Below are 17,949 nucleotides of genomic sequence, written 5' to 3' on the forward strand. Positions count from 1 at the left end.
CGTCATCCCCGGGCCCGCGAGCGCTGCCAGCGCTGCTCGACCTTGGCCAGGACGTCGTCGCTGTAGGCCCGCTCGATCTGGGCGACCGCGAACTCGGCGAGATAGGTACGGAAGTGGTCCAGGGGTTCCTCGGCCAGCTGGAGCATCCGGCGGTTGGCCGCGACGGCGGGGGCACCGAGGTCGCGCACCGCCCGTTCGACGGCGTCCGCCATCTCCCCGGCCGGGACGGCCTCGTCGCACAGCAGCTCACCCTTCGGTCCGGCGGCCGGGATCCGCTCGCCGCCGAGGATGATCCGGCGGGCCTGCCGGGCGCCGGTGAGCCGGGTCAGCCGCAGATTGCCCAGGCCCGGCACGATGCCCTCCTCCGCGGCCGGCAGGCTGAAGTAGGCGTCCTTCTCGGCGATGACACGGTCCATCACCAGAAGCAGCTGCATCCCGCCGCCGATCGCGAACGCGTCGACGGCGGCCACCCACGGCTTGCTGACCGTGCGCTGCGACCACGCTCCGGGGGCCGGGTCCGTCAGCAGGCCGCGCAGCATCTTGTGGACGTAGCCGAGCTCTCGGCCGAGCAGGAAGTCGACGAAGGAGATCGCGCCGTTCCGCAGGTCCTTGAGGTTGATACCGGCGCTGAAGATCCGCCGGCCGCGGTGGCGTGGATGGTCCACCGGTCCGCCGCGCAGCACGCCGACCTTGACGCCGTCATCGAGCAGGGCCAGGTCGACGGCCGTCTCCAGGTCCCGGATGAGACGGTTGTCCTCGGCGTTGAGGCAGTGGGCGTTGCGGACGGTGAGGTGCGCGCCGTGGCCGATGCGCTCGACGTCGACGGTCTCCAGCTCCGTCCGGCCGGTGCGCCGGAAGTCCGCCAGCAGACCACGGGCGGCCTCGGTGGGCATCAGCATCGTCTCGACCAGGTGCCGGCCCGCCACCGGCGAGCGCAGCACCGCCCCGGCGAACAGTCCCTGGTCGATCTCGTGGCCGTCCTTCTCCGCCTGCACGACGGCGGCCTCCGCGGCCATCTGGGCACGGGTCGGCACCAGTCCGGGGAACCGGTCGGCCGCCGCGTACACCAGGTCGGGGAGCCGGACCCGGCGGGTGAGTCCTTCGGTGAGCCGGTCGTAGACGGCTTCGGCGTGCCGCCCCAGGAAGGCGCGCCGGGCGGCCCGGCACGCCGTCAGGACCGTCTCGGCGTCGAGCTGTTCGGCCGGGCTGCGCAGGGGCCGGGCGGGCAGGGCGGCCAGCGCGTCGGCACCGGCGGCCGCGTACCGCGCCAATTCCGTGCGGTCCTCGTCCGGGTCGCCGGTGAACACCGGTGCCCGCACGCCTGATCCGCCGGGCCCGGTGAACCCGCCGGCCGCGGGCGTCTCCACACTGTCCTGTTGGCAGGACACGGGGTCATCGGTACTCACGGCCGCTCCGTCACGGCCACCGGCAGGTCGCCGGTCAGCCCGCGTAGCCGCCGCAGCTCCCGGTCGCAGGCGGCCAGGTGCGCGCCGAGCGCGTCGTCGTACTCGGCCGACGCGGCCTCCTGCAGCAGCTGGCGGCGTACGGCCATCTCCCGGCCGGACACCCTCCCGGTGAGGATGGCGGCGGTGCGCACGGCCTCGTCGGTGTCGTCGTCGACATGGTCGATGAGTCCCAGGTCGAGCGCCTTCTCCAGGGGGATGTCGGTGCCCCACAGGACGAGCTGCCGGGCCCGGGCCACGCCGAGGTGCTGCACCAGCCGGTGGACGGCCATGCCGGGCCAGAAGTGTTCCGCGTTGACCGGCAGCAGCAGCCGCACGTCGGAGCTGCCGATCCGGAAGTCGGCGGCGAGCAGCAGGTCCAGGGTCGGCCCTCCGCATGTGCCGCGCAGCATGGCGATACTGACCACCGGCAGCCGCTCCAGCCGGCGCACCGCACGCTCCCACCGGTTGACCTGCTGGACGTCCACCTTGCCCGGCCATTCCCGGCAGTCGGCCGAGAGCGCGTCGAAGCTGAGCACCACGACGGTCGGCTTCGCGCGGCTCTCCGCCTCCGCACAGACGGTGTGGACGGCCGACGTCAGGTCCGCGAGGGACCGCGGCCCGTCGAACCTCACCATGATGCCGAGCCCGTCGGGCAGTTCACTGAGGCCCAATTCCCTTGCCATCGCGGCAGCGATTCCTTCCGTCACCAGCCCACCAAGGCCATCTCGATGGTCGAGCCCGGTCCCATGGTCATCAGGACCCCGTAATCACCCGGTGTGGCACAGCCCTCGTCGAGCAGCCGCCGGCAGGAGAACAGGAACGACCCGCTGGACACGTTGCCGTGGTCGCGCAGCACCCCGGTGGTGTGCCGGAGGTCGTGCCGGGTCAGCCCCAGGTTCACCCGGACCGCGTCGATGACCTTCTTGCCGCCGGAGTGCACGATCCAGTGGGCGATGTCCGAGGCGCGCAGGGGGGTGCCGTCCAGCAGGCGGGCGAGGGAGAGTTCGGCGTGTGCCCCGACGACGTAGGGCACCTGCGGGTCCAGATGGAAGCTGAACTTTCCCTGGTCGTCGTCCCAGTCGTAGCGCATGGCGTCGATGGCGTCCGGGATGATGCGGCTGGAGAAGCGCAGGATCGCGGGGCTTGTGGGGCCTCCGGGGCCGGCCGCCGGATCGGCGTCCCCTGGGGCGCGGGGAGCCGGTTCCGCGCGGACGGCGACGGCCGCCGCGCCGTCGCCGAAAAGGCTGTTGACGACGGACGTGCGCATGGTGCCGTCGAAGACGTACGCCGCCGAGCATGCCTCGATGCACACCATCAGCGCCAGCTCGCCGGGGTGTGCGGCGGCCCAGTTGGCCACCGCGCTCAGGCCGTTGAGCCCGGCGTTGCAGCCCATCCCGACCACGTCGAGCCGGGCGCAGTCCGGGGCGATACCCAGGGACTTCAGCAGCAGCGCCGAGAACCCGGGCGTGACGAAGCCGGTCGAGGTCACGCAGCACAGGTAGCGGATGTCCGAGATCGCGGCCCCGCAGTCCGTGAGACACCCGGTGACGGCCTCGCGCCCCATGGCAAGGCCGCTGCGCACATGCTTGCGCAGCAGTTCTCCCTGGGTCTCGGCTGCAGGAGGGCCGTCACCGGCCGCCGGGGGCAGGGTGAGTCCGCGCCGCTCGATGGCGCTGTTCAGGAACAACGACCGCACCCGCGGGTCGGTGACACCGAAGGTGTCCAGTATTTCCTGCTGGGTGTAGGAGGTCTCTGGACTTGCTGTGGCGACGCCGGTGATCCTGGGAAACATTTTTCCCTGCCCCGCGCCATTTTCTGATAAATCGGTGTTCAACGCGATGCTGTCCAGCCGTGCCGGGCCGGGCGTGCTGACCGTCTGTGCCACGTCTCGCCCCCGAAACACTCCGTAGGTGGAGCTCGTGATTTGTCGAGAAAGTCTCTGCTTCCCCGAAAGGATTGCGCTGTGGTAATGCGCTTAGCTCGCTGCGCGGGATTATCTATTCCACATCAACCGTCGCAGGCATCTATTTCTGCATTCAAGCAAGCGGACTTGGCTACCGCAATCCGCAATCGAAGTGACGTGCGTCACATTGGGGCGCCATTGACGCCCGACTCATCACATCCATACGATCGCGAAAATAAGCTCCTTTCGCCGCCCGACGCCCGAGTTCCGCCGTCCAAATACCGACATTCAAACCAAGGACAAAAGTGCCCGTTTCATATGGGGATGACCATCCCGTTCTGGAACGATTCCATTTCCTGGTAAATGCGCCTGCGCTGTTCAATGCGGTGACCACGGCAGTCGAACTCGGAATCTTCCGGTTGCTGGCCGACGAGCCCGGTTGCGACGCGGAACGGATCCGCACGGCGACCGGCGTCCCGGCCCACCAGTTGCGCGTCCTGCTCCAGGCGGTCTGCACCACCGGGCTGCTGACCCGCCGGGACGACGGCGGATACCTCAACTCCACGGTCGCGACCGACCTGCTGGTGCCGGACGGCGAGGACAGCTGGTCACACATCCTGGTCGGCTGGAAAGAGGTCTACTATCCGGCCTTCGCCGACATGACCACGGCGCTGCTGGCCGGCACCAACACCGCCCTGGCCGCACACCCCGGTGACGAGCCGACGCTCTACCAGCGCCTTTCTCGCAACCCTGCCCTGGAGACCGTCTTCCACCGGGCGATGAGCGCCTTCACGCTGCGCTCGGTGGACGCCCTGGTCGCCCAACCCGAGTTCGCCGTGGTGCGGCATCTGCTGGATGTGGGTGGCGGGGACGGCACCACGTCGGCCCGCCTTGCCGCGCGCCACCCCGACCTGAAGTGCACCGTCTTCGACATGCCCAGCGTCTCCCGGCTCGACCGGGCGGCGACGGCCTACCCGGACCGGGTCGATCTGCACCCGGGCGACATGTTCCGGGACGACTTCCCGGCGGACGCCGACGCGGTGCTCTTCAGCCATGTCCTGGAGATCTTCTCCGAGAACCAGATCCTGCTCCTGCTCGGCAAGGCGTACGACGCCCTGCCCGAGGGCGGACAGGTCCTCGTCTACGGCTACAACGTCTCCGACGACGAGACCGAGGGCATCTTCGGCGCCCGCCTCGGCCTGTACTTCAACGTGCTGGCCAGCGGTACCGGAATGGCCTACCCGGCCCGTGACTACGAGAAGTGGCTGCGCCGCGCGGGCTTCGGCGACGTAAGGACGACGAGCGGCCTCTCGTACGAGCACGGGCTCACGGTCGGCACGAAATAGCCGGTCAGACGTGGTGGCGGCATAGCCGGTCGGAACGGAACAGCCCGCGGCCCCGCAGCTGCGCGGGCCTGCGGCTCACAGCACGCGCAGCGCCAGTGTCGACCAGGAGGCCGGGCCGGTCGCCGCGGCGAGCAGTCGGCTGCCGGGTTTCAGCCCCCCGGCCGTGTACTGCTCGTCCAGGGTGACCAGGATGTCCGCGGAGAAGCAGTGCGCCAGCCGGCCGACGGAGCCGAGCAGCAGCTTCGTGTCCGGGAACCCCATGGCCTGGGCGAGAAACTGTTGTGAATCGGTGCGGTAGTTGGCGAACACCACATGGTCGTGCTCGTCAGCCGCCCGACCGGTGAGCCGTACCAAGTCGGCGACGCTGCCGCGGGCCAGTTCCACCGTCGCGAGGATGTCGGCCTGTGCGCTGCCGGCCTCCGGCCGTACTCGGGTGCGGGTGGCGACACCCTCCACCGCGAAGCAGGGGCCACTGCCCGCGGGCTCCTGAGCGGTCACCAGGCAGGAGGCCGCGCCGTCGCTGAACACCGACATGCCGTTGGCCATCGCACGCTGCCTGGCCCTGCCTGCCCGGTCTGCCATGACCAGGAGCACCCGCTCACGTGCCGGGTCGCGCAGCAGGTCACGGGCGAGGCGCAGGGCAGGCCCGAAGTTGCCGCAGTCGTGCCCGGCGACCACCAAGTGGTCGACGGACGGCAGGCCGAGACGCTCCATGAGGTGGGCCAGTGAGTCGACCGTGTCGGCGTCGTTCTGGCTGACGTACAACAGCATGTCGGGAGGGGCCGGACAGGCCCGCAAGGTCTGTCCGGCGGCGAGTGCCGCGAGCTCCCAGGTCTCCAGGTCGCTGACCCGGTAGGTCTCCAGACCGCCACCGGGCGCCAGGGGTGCGGCCAGTAGCACGTCGAGTTCCGGTACGGGGCGCGGCTCACCGTGCGCATGACCGATGGCCGACAGATGCACGACCGGCACGTCGGGCCCGGGATCCGCGGGATTCGAGGGGCCGCTCATGACCGCACCACGGCGCGTGCGACCGCCTCGCGGATGTACGGATAGTCCTCTTCGAGACCGCCGTTGAGCAGGACGTGGCCCACCCCGGCGGCCACGTACTCGGCAAGCCGCCCGGCCACCTCGTCGTAGTCGCCCACGAGGAACGGTGCGCTGGCCCGGCCGCTGCTGAAGGCCCCGAGCCAGTACGTCCCGCGTTCCGCGCCGCCGTCGTTGTCGCGACCGGTCGCGACGGCCCTGCGGGCCAGCTCACGCGACCAGACGTTCTGCGACTGGGTCTTCAGCAGGGTCTCCTGGCGTCCGAGCCACGACTCCGGAAAACGTTCCTGGGCGATGCGCCACGCCTCGTCGCCGTCGGGCCTGCACAGCAGGCCGATGCGGATGCCTACGCCGCCGGTATAGCCACCTGCCAGCAGCGGCTGGAGGAACGACTCGTTCCACTCGGCGAACGGCGCGGGATGGGTGACGACGACGTCGGCGATCTCCCGGGCGACGGCCAGGCTCGACGGCGACGAGCCGGCGACGAAGATCCGGCACTTCTCCAGCACCTTCGGACGCGGTTCGAGCCGGTAGCCGCGGTAGGTGTGGTACGGGCCGGACTCGTCGACCTCCTCGCCGTTCAGCAGCGCCCGCAGAATCCGACCGTACTGGCGCATCCGGTCGTAGCGCTCGTCATGGCTGAGGGTGTCGCCGATGCGGCGCATCTCGTCGTCACGGGCGCCCGCCACCAGGTTGAAGTCCAGCGGTCGGCCGTACAGCGTGGCGTAGGCAGCGGCGCATGCGGCTGCGGTGTGCGGCGGCATGACGGCAGGCTGCAGGGCGATCAGCGGCACGAGGGAAGTCGTCACCGAGCCGAGGTGGGCCGACACCAGCCAGGGGTCCACCTCATGGAGGTTGTGCGGGACGAGGATGCCGGACCAGCCTGCTTCCTCGGAGGCCCGTGCGGTGACCGTCAGCCGGTCCCGGAACCCGATAGCGAACTTTTCATGATCATCGGCCGACTCGGGGGTGACCGAGCAGATCTCCACGCCGGCTGCTCCGGTGGGTACGCGCAGGGTGGTCATCTCCTGACTTTCTCCGTCCGGCCTTCCCGGTACGGGTCCGGCCCTCCCGGTCGGCAGTGGCACAAAAGCCAGGCGGGCGACAGGAAAGGAAACGCTCAAATGCACCGTTCAAGCGGACCAGGGAATTCCGGAAAGAGGTCCCCGATCAAAAAAATCAGCACGCAATAACAACCATGCTGCGCATCACGAACGAATCACGAGCACAGTCAAATTATGGTCCCGGGCGCCAGGGGGCGTCAAGGACGGCAAAGGAACGCCCGGGGAAAATCTAATGAAACGCCATATTCCCAAAATCAGTGTTGAATTCGGGCATAGCGACAGGCTTCCGTGATCGAACCTTGACGCTCCAAACGACCCGTGTCAGAGTGACTGCGCTCAGGCAGCAGATGCACGGTATACACGGGCGGTCCCTCACATTGTTCGGGTGATGCGCTTGGATGCGGCCGTACCGCAGTCATTCCCCTGCGCCGCCGCCGAATCCCCGTCACCCCCTGAATCGACCCGGGTCTTCCCCCGGAGCCGTGGCGGGAGCCGCAGGCACCGAATTTACCACCCGATACGGAACGCCGAATCGGTGTCGCCTTCTGCCCGTGGTATGAACCGCGCGCATCGCCGCCCCATGGGCACCGGCATCCATGGCGGTCGAGGACGCTGAGGGCCAAGGACGAGGGCCAAGGACGAAGATCGAGGAGGAGCATGGGGAGCACGCTCGGCGGGGAGCCCGGCTACTGGCAGTCCCGGCTCGCCGACGCCGCACCGGTCGAACTCGCCACGGACAACTCCAGGCTGACCGCCCGCGCATACCGGCGGGCCGCGGAGGAGATCGCGCTCGACGAGGAGGCGACGGCCCTTCTCGGACCGGATGGCACCCCGGGCCACGACGGCACCGTGCCGGTGCTCCTCACCGCGTTCGCCGAAGTGCTGCGCCGCCACACCGGCACCACCGACCCCGTCATCGGCCTGACCCTCCCGGCACAAGCACTCGCACCGCACGCCCCGGCGACCGGCCCGCTCCCGGTCCGGGTGACCCTCGACCCCTCCCTGACGTTCACCGAGTCCACCCGGCGCACCGCGGACAGCACCGCACGCGACCTGCAGGAGGCCGCCGGTCTGCCGCCCGCGGCCCCGTCCCCGGCCCCCGACGGTTCCGGCCCGGTCCGGGTGGTCCTGCTGGCGCCCGGTGCGGAGCCGGACCCGGACGGCGAGCCGGAGCTGGACCTCACCCTGGGACGTTCCGGCAGTGCCGCGGTGCTCTGCCTGGGGTTCAACGCGAGCCTGTTCGCCCGTACGACGGCCGCCTGGCTGCTGCGCCACCTGGCAGCCCTGCTGACGGCGGCCGCCCGCGAGCCCGAACTACCCCTGCGCGAGCACCATCTGACCACCGGGTCCCAACCCCCGGCCTGGTCGGCGCCCGCCCCGCCCGGCTACCGGCCCCCCGCTCCCGCCGGTCCGCACGAGACGCTGCCGCAGCGGCTGCGCACGGTGGTGGCCGAGCACGGAGACCTGCTTGCGCTGAGCGGCCCCGGCGGCTCGTACAGCTACGCCGCGTTGGACCGGATCACCACGGCCCTGGCCACCCGGCTGCGCCGGCGGGCCGGACCCGGCACCCGGGTGGCGCTGCTGTGCGGCCACGACGTGGACGCCGTGCTGGGGGTGTGGGCGGTCCTCAAGACAGGGGCCGCCTATGTGCCGCTCGACCCGCGGATGCCGGACGGTCGGCTGTCGCGGATCCTCGCCGGTGCCGACATCGCCGCCCTCGCCTGCAGCCCGGCACTGTCCGGCCGTGCCACCGCACTGGCCAAGGGCAAGCGGGTCGTGCCGCTGCGCTCCGTCGAACCGGACGCCGGATCCCCCGCCCCGGCCGTCTCCGAGGCATCGGAGACGGCGGCAGCTCCCGACGCCCCGGCGTACCTGCTCTTCACCTCCGGCTCCACCGGCCGGCCCAAAGCCGTGGAGCAGCTCCACCACCACGCCCTGGAACACGCGCTGGTCTACGCCGACCGGATACGCCTCGGCCCCGGCGACCGGCTGCCGCTGCTGGCCCGTTTCACGTTCGACGCCGCCGTCATGGATCTGTTCGGTGCGCTGCTGAGCGGCGCGAGCCTGCACGTCATCGACCCGCTGCTGCCCGCACATGCCTTGCGGGAGCGGCTCGCCGCGGCCGGTGCCACCGTGCTGCACTGCACGCCGACGCTCTTCCGCCACCTGGTCGGCGACCTTCCGGACTCCGGCCCCGGGGACCCGCGGCTGGCCGCGGTGCGCATGGTGGTCCTCGGCGGTGAGCAGGCCACCCGCCAGGACCTCAGACACTTCCTGTCCGCGTTCCCGCCCGAAGCCGCCCTCGTCAACGGTCTCGGCCCCACCGAGTGCACGCTCGCCCTGCAGCATCTGGCCGGGCCCGCCGACCTGAACGGCGCCGTGCTGCCGGTCGGCCGCCCGGTCGACGGCGTACGGATCCGCCTGCTGGACCTGGACGGGCACCCGGCCGAGGTCTACGGCGAGCTGGAGATCATCAGCGACCGCGTGGCGGCGGGTTACTGGCGGCAGCCCGAGGCGACCGCCCGCGCCTTCGGAACCGGCCCGGACGGCACCCGGCACCATCGCACCGGCGACCTGGTGCGCCGCAGGCCCGACGGGTCCCTGGTCTTCGAGGGACGCAAGGACCGGCAGCTCAAGATCCGCGGGCACCGGCTCGAACCGGGTGAGATCGAGGCCGCGCTGCGTGCCCATCCGACCGTGGCCCAGGCGGCGATCGTCGCCGACGAGCGGTCCGGCGGGGACCGGCTGCTCGGTTATGTCACCCCCTCGACGCCGTTCCCGCCCGATCCCGAGCAGCTGACCAGCTACCTGGCCAGGATCCTGCCCGACTACGCGGTGCCGTGGCGGATCACGCCCCTGGAGAGTCTGCCGGTCGGCCCCACCGGGAAGCTCGCCCGATCCGCCCTGCCCCTGCACGAGGAGTCCGGCGACACCGGCACCGCCCCGCTGACGCCCGTCGAGCAGTCGGTGGCGGACATCTGGTGCCGCGTCCTCGGAGTCACCGGGATAGGCGCCGACTCCCACTTCCTCCTCAGCGGCGGCGACTCCCTGCGGGTGCTGGAGATGCTGTCCGCCGTACGCGACAAGTACGGGGCGGACCTCCCCCTGATCGATTTCCTCAAGGACCCGACCGTGGTCGCAGTGGCCCGGGCGATCAGCACACACGTCGAACAGGAGCAGTCGTGTTGAACCTGCCGCACGAGCGGGACGGCGGCCCGGCCGCCGGGCGGGAAGCGCTCCCCGGTACCACCCGGATCCTCGTCGGCAACGACTTCAGCGAGGACGTACGCGACGACCGGGGTTGGACCGGCTGGTGGGTGCAGCGCCTGATCTGGTTCGCCCGGGACGGTGACATCCTGGTGCTGCCGACGGACCCCGAGGATGGCTTCCTCTCCTACGTGACCAGGCTGACCGGCACCGACCCCGACACCCTCGCGTTCGTGGTGCCACCCGCCACATCCGGCTCCGAGGGCACGCTGAGGCCAGAGCGGCTCGCGGCTCCCGAGTGCACGGCCGCCCTGGCTGCGGCGGTCGGCGACCGCGAGGTGGTGCACCTGTCGGCGCTGTGGCCGGACCCGGCGGTGGCCCGGCTCGCGCGGTCGCTGGGCGTGGAGCACGCCATGCCGGGACACGGATTCGTGGCCCAGTCGGGCGGGCTGCTCACCAACAGCAAGTCGGCGTTCCGGATGGTGGCCGGTGGGCTGGGCGTCGGTATGCCTCCTGGGCAGGTCTGCACCAGCCGGGAGGTGGCGGAACAAGCCATCCTCGACCTCCTCGACGGGGGCGAGCCCGTCATCGTCAAGCACGACTTCCTCTCCGGTGGCCACGGCAACGAGATCCTCACCACCGGAACGCCCGTCCGCCCGATCGGTGCCCGCCGTACCGTGACCGTCCACGGCCGCGCGGACGTGCACAGCTACCTGGCGGACCGCTGGGACTGGCTGACCGCGCAGGGCCGGGGACGTCCGGTGGCCGAGCGCTACGTACCGGACAGTTCCGCCTTCTTCGCCGAGTACCTGGTGGACGACGACGGCCCCCGTCTCGCCGGAACCGGCGAGCTGCTGTCCGCACCGTACGCCGTCGGCCAGGTGATGCCGGCCCCCGGCCTGGAGCCGGTGGCGTACGAGGACCTGATCGAGGGCGCCGAGCGGCTGGCCCTTGGTCTGCATGCCATCGGCTACCGGGGCGTCCTCTGCCCGGACGCGATCGTCACCCCGGACCGTGAGGTGCTGTTCACCGAGTTCAACGGCCGGGTCACCGGGTCGACCCACATCTACGGGGTGATCGGCGAAGCGGTCGTCGGCCCGGGGTACGGCAAGGACCGGATCATCCTCGAACGGGTCTGGCCGCAGGGCTGGTCAACCCCGTCATTCGCCGAAACGGAGACCCGTCTGATCGAGACGGGCCAGGCGTACTCCCCCGAGACCCGTACGGGCGTGGTCCTGACCAACGCCTTCGACGGCACCAACGGGGTGATGTACTGCGTCGTCGCCGAGGACCTGGACGAGGCGTGGGCCCGCGACCGAGCCCTGGACCCGCTCTTCACCACGGCCGGAAAGCCCTGAAGCTCTCAAAGCCCAGTCCCAAGCACCACTTTCCAGCACATCGAATCCCGGAGGCACCCCGTGGAAGGCACAGCGCACACAGCAGGCACGGACGGCGCAGCAGGCGTGCAGGAGAAGCTGGCCGGACTCTGGACGGACCTGCTCGGCTGCGACGAAGTGAACGACGACACGGACTTCTTCGACTGCGGCGGCACCTCCATCGCCGCCGTCCACCTGGCCGCACGGATCCAGGCGATGTTCGGCGTCCCGGTGGACGCGATCGAGGTGGTCGTCGAAAAGAAGTTCGGCAGTCTCGCCGCACTGATCGACTCCCGGCTGGCCACCACGCCTTCCTGACAGATTTACCCGGGGCTGCCCGGCCCCGGGTACGGCGTCAGCCGTCAGTGCTACTACATCTGGCTCCGCCGTTTCGAGGCCGAGGGGCTGGAAGGGCTGGAAGGGCTGAAGGACCGCTCAAGCGCACCGCACCACACTGATCGGCCTACAGTACGTGGACCTCGCCGACGAGGGCAGCGCGAGCGCCCCTCAGTGTCACTAGGCCGGGCACCCGGCCTCAGCCGTTCGCCACACAAGCCCGGCAGTTCCTCTCCCCGGCCCGCCCGGTGCCCTTGGACACCAAGCCGACGTAGGAGCGAAGGCTACTCAGAACCGAGAATGAGAGACAGCTACTGACTGACCGGTGACGCACCCGCTAGCGATCGCGCGCGGATTCCGCCTCGATCACGTCCAGCACCTCCCGCGCGCGATCGACCAGGTACATGTGGTCCCCCGGGCACTCCGCATAGCTGAACGCGCCCGTGGTCGCTCTCCGCCACTCCTGGCCCTGTTCCGCGCTGACCAGACCGTCGTAGCTGCCCCGTATCGAGCAGATCGGCACCGACACCGGTTCGTCGGTGCTCGGCACGTAGTTCTCGTGCATCTCGCAGTCGGCCCGTAGCACGGGGACGATGAGTTCACGCATCTCCGGGTGATCGAGAGCCTCGTGCCTGAATCCCGCGAACTCCTCGACCCGGGCGAGGAACTCCTCGTCCGGGAGCCCCGTCGCCCGCCTTTCGCGCTGTGTCCACGGCCCCGGCGAACCACTGACGACCAGCCGCTCGACGTGCACGTCGCGCGCGCTCAGCAGGTGCGCCAACTCGTAGGCGAGCACCGCGCCCAGGCTGTGCCCGAACAGCACGACCCGCGCCCCCTCACCGAGGGTCGCGGCAATGCCGTCGACCTCGTTCTTGGCCGCCTCGACGACATTGAGGTACGGCGTCTCCAGCATCCGCCGCTCCCTGCCGGGCAGTTCGAAGGCAACCACGCGCCACCGGCCGGCGGACAACGCCTGCCACGGGTGGAAGAACGAAGCGCCTGCTCCCGCGAACGGCACGCACAGCAGCGTGGTCCGCTCCCCGTGGTCCGCGGACGTGCCGGATGCCTTCACCCCGACCAACCCCAATCATCCATTCGATGGTTCGTCAAACCGATTCCGGAGAATCGGTGTCCGGTCATATCGCGAACTCGGAAAGGGCTCAGTGCCCGCCGAATGCGAAGAAACAGGCGTCGATGCCGAACTGGTCCACGCCGAGTAAACGGCTGCGGAATCCCCGTGCAAGAGACGACAGCGCGGGGCTGTCCGGTCACTCCGCCAGCTTGCGGTTGATGACCTCGCAGATCCGGGCCGCGGATTTGGGCATGTGCAGGTCGTGGTGGGTGGCGTCCACGTCGTACTCCTCGATGGCACCAAGGACGTAAGGCCGCCACCTGGACGCCCAGGACGCCTCCTTGTTGTCCGACTTCGCGTTGAAGAACAGCACATCGCCGCGGTAGACCGGCGATTCGAACTCCGCCATCCTGGACTGGTTGTTGGCCCCCACTTGCGCCATGTTGTCCAGAAAGTGGCCCATGTCATCGGGATTGATGAACTGGCCGAAGACTTCCTCGACGTCCTTCCGGTAGGCCGACGGCGCCCAGCGGGCCACCGGCTTCCACGCGCTCGCCGGTTGGGCGTCCAGAATGGCCACGAGGGCGATCTCGTGCCCACGCCGGTCCAGCGCCTCCGCGACGGCGTGCACGACCGTGCCGCCGTAGGACCAGCCGACCAGGTGGAAGGGCCCCTGCGGCTGGATCTTGAGCATCTGGGTGACGTAGTCCTCGATCATCTCCTCCACCGACCCCGCCACCGCGCTCATACCGTCGGAGCCGCGGGACTGCAGGGCGTAGGCCGACCGGTCCTGCAGGTACGGCGCGAAGGTGAAGTACGCCCAGCCAAGGCCACCTCCTCCGTGGAAGAACCACACCGGCGGCTTGCCCGTACCGGGATCCCTGTTCAGGGGCAGCACGACCGCGAACGAGTCGGCGTGTTCGTCGGGAACGCTGCCGAGGAGCAGCAGCGCGGCCAGCTCGGCCACCGTGGGGTACTGGATGATCGTCCTGAGAGGGACGTCGATGCCGAACTGGTTGCGGATGCGGGCGCTGAGCCGGGTGGCCAGGATCGAGTGCCCGCCGAGATCGAAGAAGCCGTCGTCGACGCCGACCCGCTCCAGGCCGAGCAGCTCGCCGAAGAGCGCACACAGCTTTTCCTCATGGGAGTTGCGCGGCTCTCGGCTGCCCACGGTGGCCGCGTGCTCCGACGGCAGCGCTCGCCGGTCGAGCTTGCCGCTCGGAGTCAGCGGAATCTCCGAGAGCGGCACCACCGCGGCCGGGACCATGTAGTCCGGGAGGCGCCCGCGCACGTACTCGGGCAGCTCGGCCAGCAGTGAACCGATCGACTTGGCGAGAGCGGGGGCGTTCGCCCGGGCCCGCCCGGCCACAGCGCCGGGAACGAACCCTCCGGAGACGGTCCGCGGCTCGGGCAGCAGCACCGCGTCGAAGCCGTGGACGGCCTCGCCCGACCAGGTGATGACCGCGTCCCGGCCCTGCCGCCGCGCCCATGCGGCGAGCTCCTCCGGATCAAGCGGCCCGCCGGAGAGGGCGGCCGCACTCGGCGCACCGGCTGACGGCACCGCGGCGGCCTCCCCGACCAGCCGCGCGTTCGGTATCCCGGTCACCCGTATCGGGCCGCCCGCCCGGTCCGCACGGCCGCCCAGGTCAGCCAGGTCGGACACCTCCCGGCCCCACGCCACCGCGGGCACTCCGGCCAGGTCGAGCACGTCGGCCGGCTCCTTGTGCAGGACGACCTCGTAGCGGTGCCGGGTCAGCTCGTTGTGGGCCTTCCCCGCCTTCAGGCGGATGTCCACGCCACCGGCGTGACCGCGCGCCCATGCGGCGAACCACTCCGGAGCGACCACCAGCTCCCGTTCGGCGAGCAGCGCCCTCTCCACCAGCGTCCGCAACTCGTCGTCCGACGCGCGGGGATGCGCCGCACGCTGCACCGCGGTCAGCAGGACCCTGAGCGTCGTGGCGTTGCGGACGTCACCGACGATGACCCGGCCGCCGGGTGCGAGCAGTTCCATGGCCTGGCGCAGCACCCGGTCCAGGTAGTCGACACCGGGGAAGTACTGCACCACCGAGTTGAGCACTACGGTGTCGAACCCGGCCCGGGGCAGTCCCGAGGTGTCGTCGGCCGACTGGACGCTCAGCCGGACGCGTTGGCCGTAGCCGTTCTGCTCGGCCTGGGCGCGGACGCGGTCCACCACCGTGGCCGAGATGTCGGTGCCCCAGTACTCCTCGACCTCTCCGGCGATCCTCGCCAGAAGCAGACCGGAACCCACGCCGATCTCAAGGACCCGTCGCGGAGCGAACCGCAGCACCTGCGCGACCGCCGCGCCCTGCCACTCCAGCATCTGCTCGCGCGCGATGGGCTCACCGTCGTACGAGGACCTCCACAGCTGGAAGTCCTCACCCAGCACCGCATCGCCCGAATCGGCGTAGCTGTCGTCGTAGACCCGGCGCCACTCATCCACCTGAGCACCGGCATCGGCCGCCGCGGCATCCGGCTTGGGCACCACGTACGCGACGATGCGCTTGTCGCCGTCCTGGTTCTCCCGCACCACGACCGCGGCCCGGGCCACTCCGGGATGCCCGGTCAGCGCATGCTCGATCTCGCCCAGCTCGATCCGGAACCCCCGGATCTTCACCTGGAAATCGGTCCGCTCGATGTACTCCAGCCGGCCGTTCCCGTCCCACCGCGCCAGGTCCCCGGTGCGGTACATCCGCGCGCCCGCCTCGCCGAACGGGCAGGCCACGAACCGCTCCGCGGTCAGGTCGGGCCGCCCCTGGTATCCGCGGGCCACCCCGGCACCGGCGATGTACAGCTCACCCGGCACCCCGCGCGGAACCGGGCACAGCCGCGAGTCGAGCACGTACACCCGGGTGTTCCCGACCGGCAGCCCGATCGGCGGCGCACCAGCCCCCATCTTCACGGGCGCCACGGTCGACCAGATCGTCGTCTCGGTCGGACCGTAGACGTTGAACACCTCACCGGCCTGGTCGGCCAGGGTCTCGGCCAGCCGCGCGGGCAGGGCCTCCCCGCCGACCAGGATCCGCAGACCCTCCGCGCCGTTCGGCTCGTCCATGAGCAGCATCTGCCAGAACGCCGGTGTGGCCTGCACGACGGTGATCCCGTGGCGACGCATCATCTCCACGACGGCCGACGGCTCGACGACGGCCTCCTTCCCCGCCAGCACCACCGTCGCACCGGAGATCAACGGAAGGTACAACTCCATCGCCGCGATGTCGAACGAGACCGTCGTCACCGCCAGTACTCGATCCGCGGACGACAGCGGAACCCTCCGACGCATCGTGGCCAGCAGGTTCGCCAACGCGCCCCGTGAGACCGCCACGCCCTTCGGCTTCCCCGTCGAACCCGAGGTGTAGATCACGTACGCGGTGTTCTCCGGCGAGACACGCGGAGTCGGCGCCACGTCCGGATACCCCGAACAATCCGCACCCGCCAGCAGCTGGGCATCGAGCACCAGCACCGGATCCGAATCCTCGAGGATGTGGTCGATCCGCGAACGCGGGTGGTCCGGATCAACCGGAACGTACGCCGCACCGGCCTTCAGCACCGCGAGCAGCGCCACCACCAGATCCACGGACCGCGGCAGGCACACGGCGACCAGCGACTCCGCGCGCACACCGCGGTCGGCCAGCCACCGCGCCAGCCGGTTCACCCGGGTGTCCAGCTCCCTGTACGTCACCGACTCATCGCCGCACACCACCGCGGCCGCCCCCGGGAACACCTCGGCCTGCCGGGCCAGCGACTCCACCAGGTCCAGTTCCAGGAGCGGCTCGTCGGTGTCGTTCACCTCCACGACCAGTTGCTGCCGCTCCCCCGCGAGCACCACGTCGACGTCCCCGACGCACATGCCCGGATCCGCGACCAACTGCTCCAGGACAAGCGCGAACCGGGCGGCGACGGCCTCGACCGTCCCCCGGTCGAACAGCTCGGTAGCGTACTGAAGGTCACCCCGCAGCGAGCCCGAGTCGTCCATGGCCATGTTGAAGAACAGGTCGAACATGGCGGTCGACGTAAGGTACTGCTCGAACTCCACCTGAAGTCCGGCGAGTTCGAGCTCTTGCCGCGTCCAGTTGTGCCAGGCGAACATCACCTGGAACAGCGGCTGGTAGGCCGCGGAGCGCTCGGGGTTGACCGCCTCGACCAGCATGTCGAACGGGACGTCCTGGTGCTCGTAGGCCGCCAGCGACTTGTTCCGCACCTGCGCGAGCAACTCGGTGAACGACGGATCACCGGAGAGGTCCACCCGCAGCACCTGGGTGTTGACGAAGAACCCGATCAGATCGGCCAGCGCTTCGTCGGTCCGCCCGGCGATCGGACTGCCGATCGTCACGTCCTCCCCGCCGCCGAGCTTGCTCAGCAGCACCGCCAGCGCGGCGTGCAGGGCCATCGACATGGTCGCCCCGCGCTCGTCGGCGAGCTTCTGCAGCCCGCCCGCCACCTCCGGCTCCACGACGATCCCGACCGCGCCGCCGCGCGAACTCCTCTGCACGGGCCGCGGGCGGTCCAGGGGCAGGTTCAGCGGCTGCGGCACCCCGGCCAGTTCCTCGCGCCAGTACGCGATCTGCGTCGCGGCAAGACTGTCCTGGTCCGCCGCATCACCGAGCAGCTCGCGCTGCCACATCGTGTAGTCCTTGTACTGGACCGGCAGCGGCTCCCACCGCGGAGCCCCGCCGTCCCTGCGGGCGTTGTAGGCAGCGGCCAGGTCCCGTGCCAGCGGCGCACCCGAGGAGCCGTCCGTGGCGATGTGATGGATCACCAGGACGAGGACGTGTTCCTGGGGGGAACTGCGGAACAGGCGCACCCGCACCGGGAGTTCGCCCGCCAGGTCGAACCGGTAGGCAATGGCATCGGCGACCGCGTCGGACACGTCATCGGGCGCCACCTCGATGACCGGCACCTCCAACAAGACCTCCGCCGCCGGAAGGATCCGCTGATGAGGCTCACCGTCGTCATTCGTCACGTAGACGGTCCGCAGGACCTCGTGCCGGTCGACCACGTCACGGACCGCCGCGGTGAGGGCGCCCCGGTCCAGGGGACCGGTAAGCCGGAAGGCCGCCGGCATGTTCCCGTTCTCCGACCCGTCCTCCATCTGGTGCAGAAGCCACATGCGGCGTTGTGCGAATGACAGCGGAATCATT

Annotated in this window: 12 protein-coding genes; 5 read left to right on the top strand and 7 right to left on the bottom strand. The window is 70.3% G+C overall.

From position 1 onward, the window contains the following. Window positions 1-2 precede the first annotated feature (2 nt). The 3 genes from dpgC to dpgA all read right to left on the bottom strand — a co-directional run bounded on the left by dpgC (window position 3) and on the right by dpgA (window position 3,237). Window positions 3-1,307, bottom strand: coding sequence for a (3,5-dihydroxyphenyl)acetyl-CoA 1,2-dioxygenase DpgC (gene dpgC, locus ACIBBB_RS25540; protein WP_398985938.1), 1,305 nt, complete (start codon window positions 1,305-1,307; stop codon window positions 3-5). Between the two features lie 95 nt (window positions 1,308-1,402). Then, complete coding sequence (gene dpgB / locus ACIBBB_RS25545; protein WP_398985796.1) at window positions 1,403-2,128, bottom strand: enoyl-CoA-hydratase DpgB; 726 nt, start codon at window positions 2,126-2,128, stop codon at window positions 1,403-1,405. A gap of 20 nt (window positions 2,129-2,148) precedes the next feature. Next, window positions 2,149-3,237 carry a 3,5-dihydroxyphenylacetyl-CoA synthase DpgA gene (gene dpgA, locus ACIBBB_RS25550; protein ID WP_398985798.1) on the bottom strand — a complete coding sequence of 363 codons (1,089 nt, stop codon included), beginning with the start codon at window positions 3,235-3,237 and terminating at the stop codon, window positions 2,149-2,151. A 497-nt stretch (window positions 3,238-3,734) separates the two neighbouring features. Here dpgA and ACIBBB_RS25555 point away from each other — a divergent pair, with 497 nt between their 5' ends. Beyond that, window positions 3,735-4,694 carry a methyltransferase gene (locus tag ACIBBB_RS25555; protein ID WP_398985801.1) on the top strand — a complete coding sequence of 320 codons (960 nt, stop codon included), beginning with the start codon at window positions 3,735-3,737 and terminating at the stop codon, window positions 4,692-4,694. A gap of 75 nt (window positions 4,695-4,769) precedes the next feature. Here the strand turns inward: ACIBBB_RS25555 and ACIBBB_RS25560 are convergent, their stop codons facing one another. Together ACIBBB_RS25560 and ACIBBB_RS25565 are read right to left on the bottom strand one after the other, a co-directional pair. Further along, window positions 4,770-5,702: a 3-oxoacyl-[acyl-carrier-protein] synthase III C-terminal domain-containing protein gene (locus tag ACIBBB_RS25560; RefSeq protein WP_398985804.1), complete on the bottom strand. Its 933-nt coding sequence runs from the start codon at window positions 5,700-5,702 to the stop codon at window positions 4,770-4,772. Further along, window positions 5,699-6,763, bottom strand: coding sequence for an LLM class flavin-dependent oxidoreductase (locus ACIBBB_RS25565; RefSeq protein WP_398985806.1), 1,065 nt, complete (start codon window positions 6,761-6,763; stop codon window positions 5,699-5,701). Before ACIBBB_RS25565 ends, ACIBBB_RS25560 begins: the two co-directional genes overlap by 4 nt. A gap of 696 nt (window positions 6,764-7,459) precedes the next feature. Between ACIBBB_RS25565 and ACIBBB_RS25570 the strand changes: the two genes are divergently transcribed. The 4 genes from ACIBBB_RS25570 to ACIBBB_RS25585 are packed head-to-tail and all read left to right on the top strand — an operon-like array spanning window position 7,460 to window position 12,039. Then, entirely contained in the window at window positions 7,460-9,991 is a 2,532-nt protein-coding gene (locus tag ACIBBB_RS25570) for an amino acid adenylation domain-containing protein (RefSeq protein ID WP_398985808.1), read from the top strand. Then, a complete protein-coding gene (locus ACIBBB_RS25575) occupies window positions 9,985-11,367 on the top strand; it encodes a peptide ligase PGM1-related protein (protein ID WP_398985810.1) in 1,383 nt (460 codons plus the stop codon). Before ACIBBB_RS25570 ends, ACIBBB_RS25575 begins: the two co-directional genes overlap by 7 nt. A 60-nt stretch (window positions 11,368-11,427) precedes the next feature. Continuing rightward, complete coding sequence (locus ACIBBB_RS25580; protein WP_398985812.1) at window positions 11,428-11,703, top strand: phosphopantetheine-binding protein; 276 nt, start codon at window positions 11,428-11,430, stop codon at window positions 11,701-11,703. Between the two features lie 15 nt (window positions 11,704-11,718). Further along, window positions 11,719-12,039 (top strand): leucine zipper domain-containing protein, encoded by a 321-nt coding sequence (locus ACIBBB_RS25585; RefSeq protein WP_398985940.1) that lies wholly within the window; start codon window positions 11,719-11,721, stop codon window positions 12,037-12,039. Window positions 12,040-12,058: 19 nt separating this feature from the next. Here ACIBBB_RS25585 and ACIBBB_RS25590 read toward each other — a convergent pair whose 3' ends face one another. Then, a complete protein-coding gene (locus ACIBBB_RS25590) occupies window positions 12,059-12,793 on the bottom strand; it encodes a thioesterase II family protein (protein WP_398985814.1) in 735 nt (244 codons plus the stop codon). A 196-nt stretch (window positions 12,794-12,989) separates the two neighbouring features. Next, on the bottom strand, window positions 12,990-17,948 hold the full coding sequence (locus tag ACIBBB_RS25595; protein ID WP_398985816.1) for an amino acid adenylation domain-containing protein: 4,959 nt from the start codon (window positions 17,946-17,948) through the stop codon (window positions 12,990-12,992). Between the last annotated feature and the right edge of the window lies 1 nt (window position 17,949).

The organism is Streptomyces sp. NPDC051217 (assembly GCF_044455465.1).
Lineage (GTDB): Bacteria > Actinomycetota > Actinomycetes > Streptomycetales > Streptomycetaceae > Streptomyces.

Coding starts and splice junctions, on each gene's coding strand:
- ACIBBB_RS25565 (WP_398985806.1), bottom strand. CDS start 6,763: ATGACCACCCTGCGCGTACCCACCGGAGCAGCCGGCGTGGAGATCTGC.
- dpgB (WP_398985796.1), bottom strand. CDS start 2,128: ATGGCAAGGGAATTGGGCCTCAGTGAACTGCCCGACGGGCTCGGCATC.
- ACIBBB_RS25570 (WP_398985808.1), top strand. CDS start 7,460: ATGGGGAGCACGCTCGGCGGGGAGCCCGGCTACTGGCAGTCCCGGCTC.
- ACIBBB_RS25560 (WP_398985804.1), bottom strand. CDS start 5,702: ATGAGCGGCCCCTCGAATCCCGCGGATCCCGGGCCCGACGTGCCGGTC.
- dpgA (WP_398985798.1), bottom strand. CDS start 3,237: ATGTTTCCCAGGATCACCGGCGTCGCCACAGCAAGTCCAGAGACCTCC.
- ACIBBB_RS25595 (WP_398985816.1), bottom strand. CDS start 17,948: ATGATTCCGCTGTCATTCGCACAACGCCGCATGTGGCTTCTGCACCAG.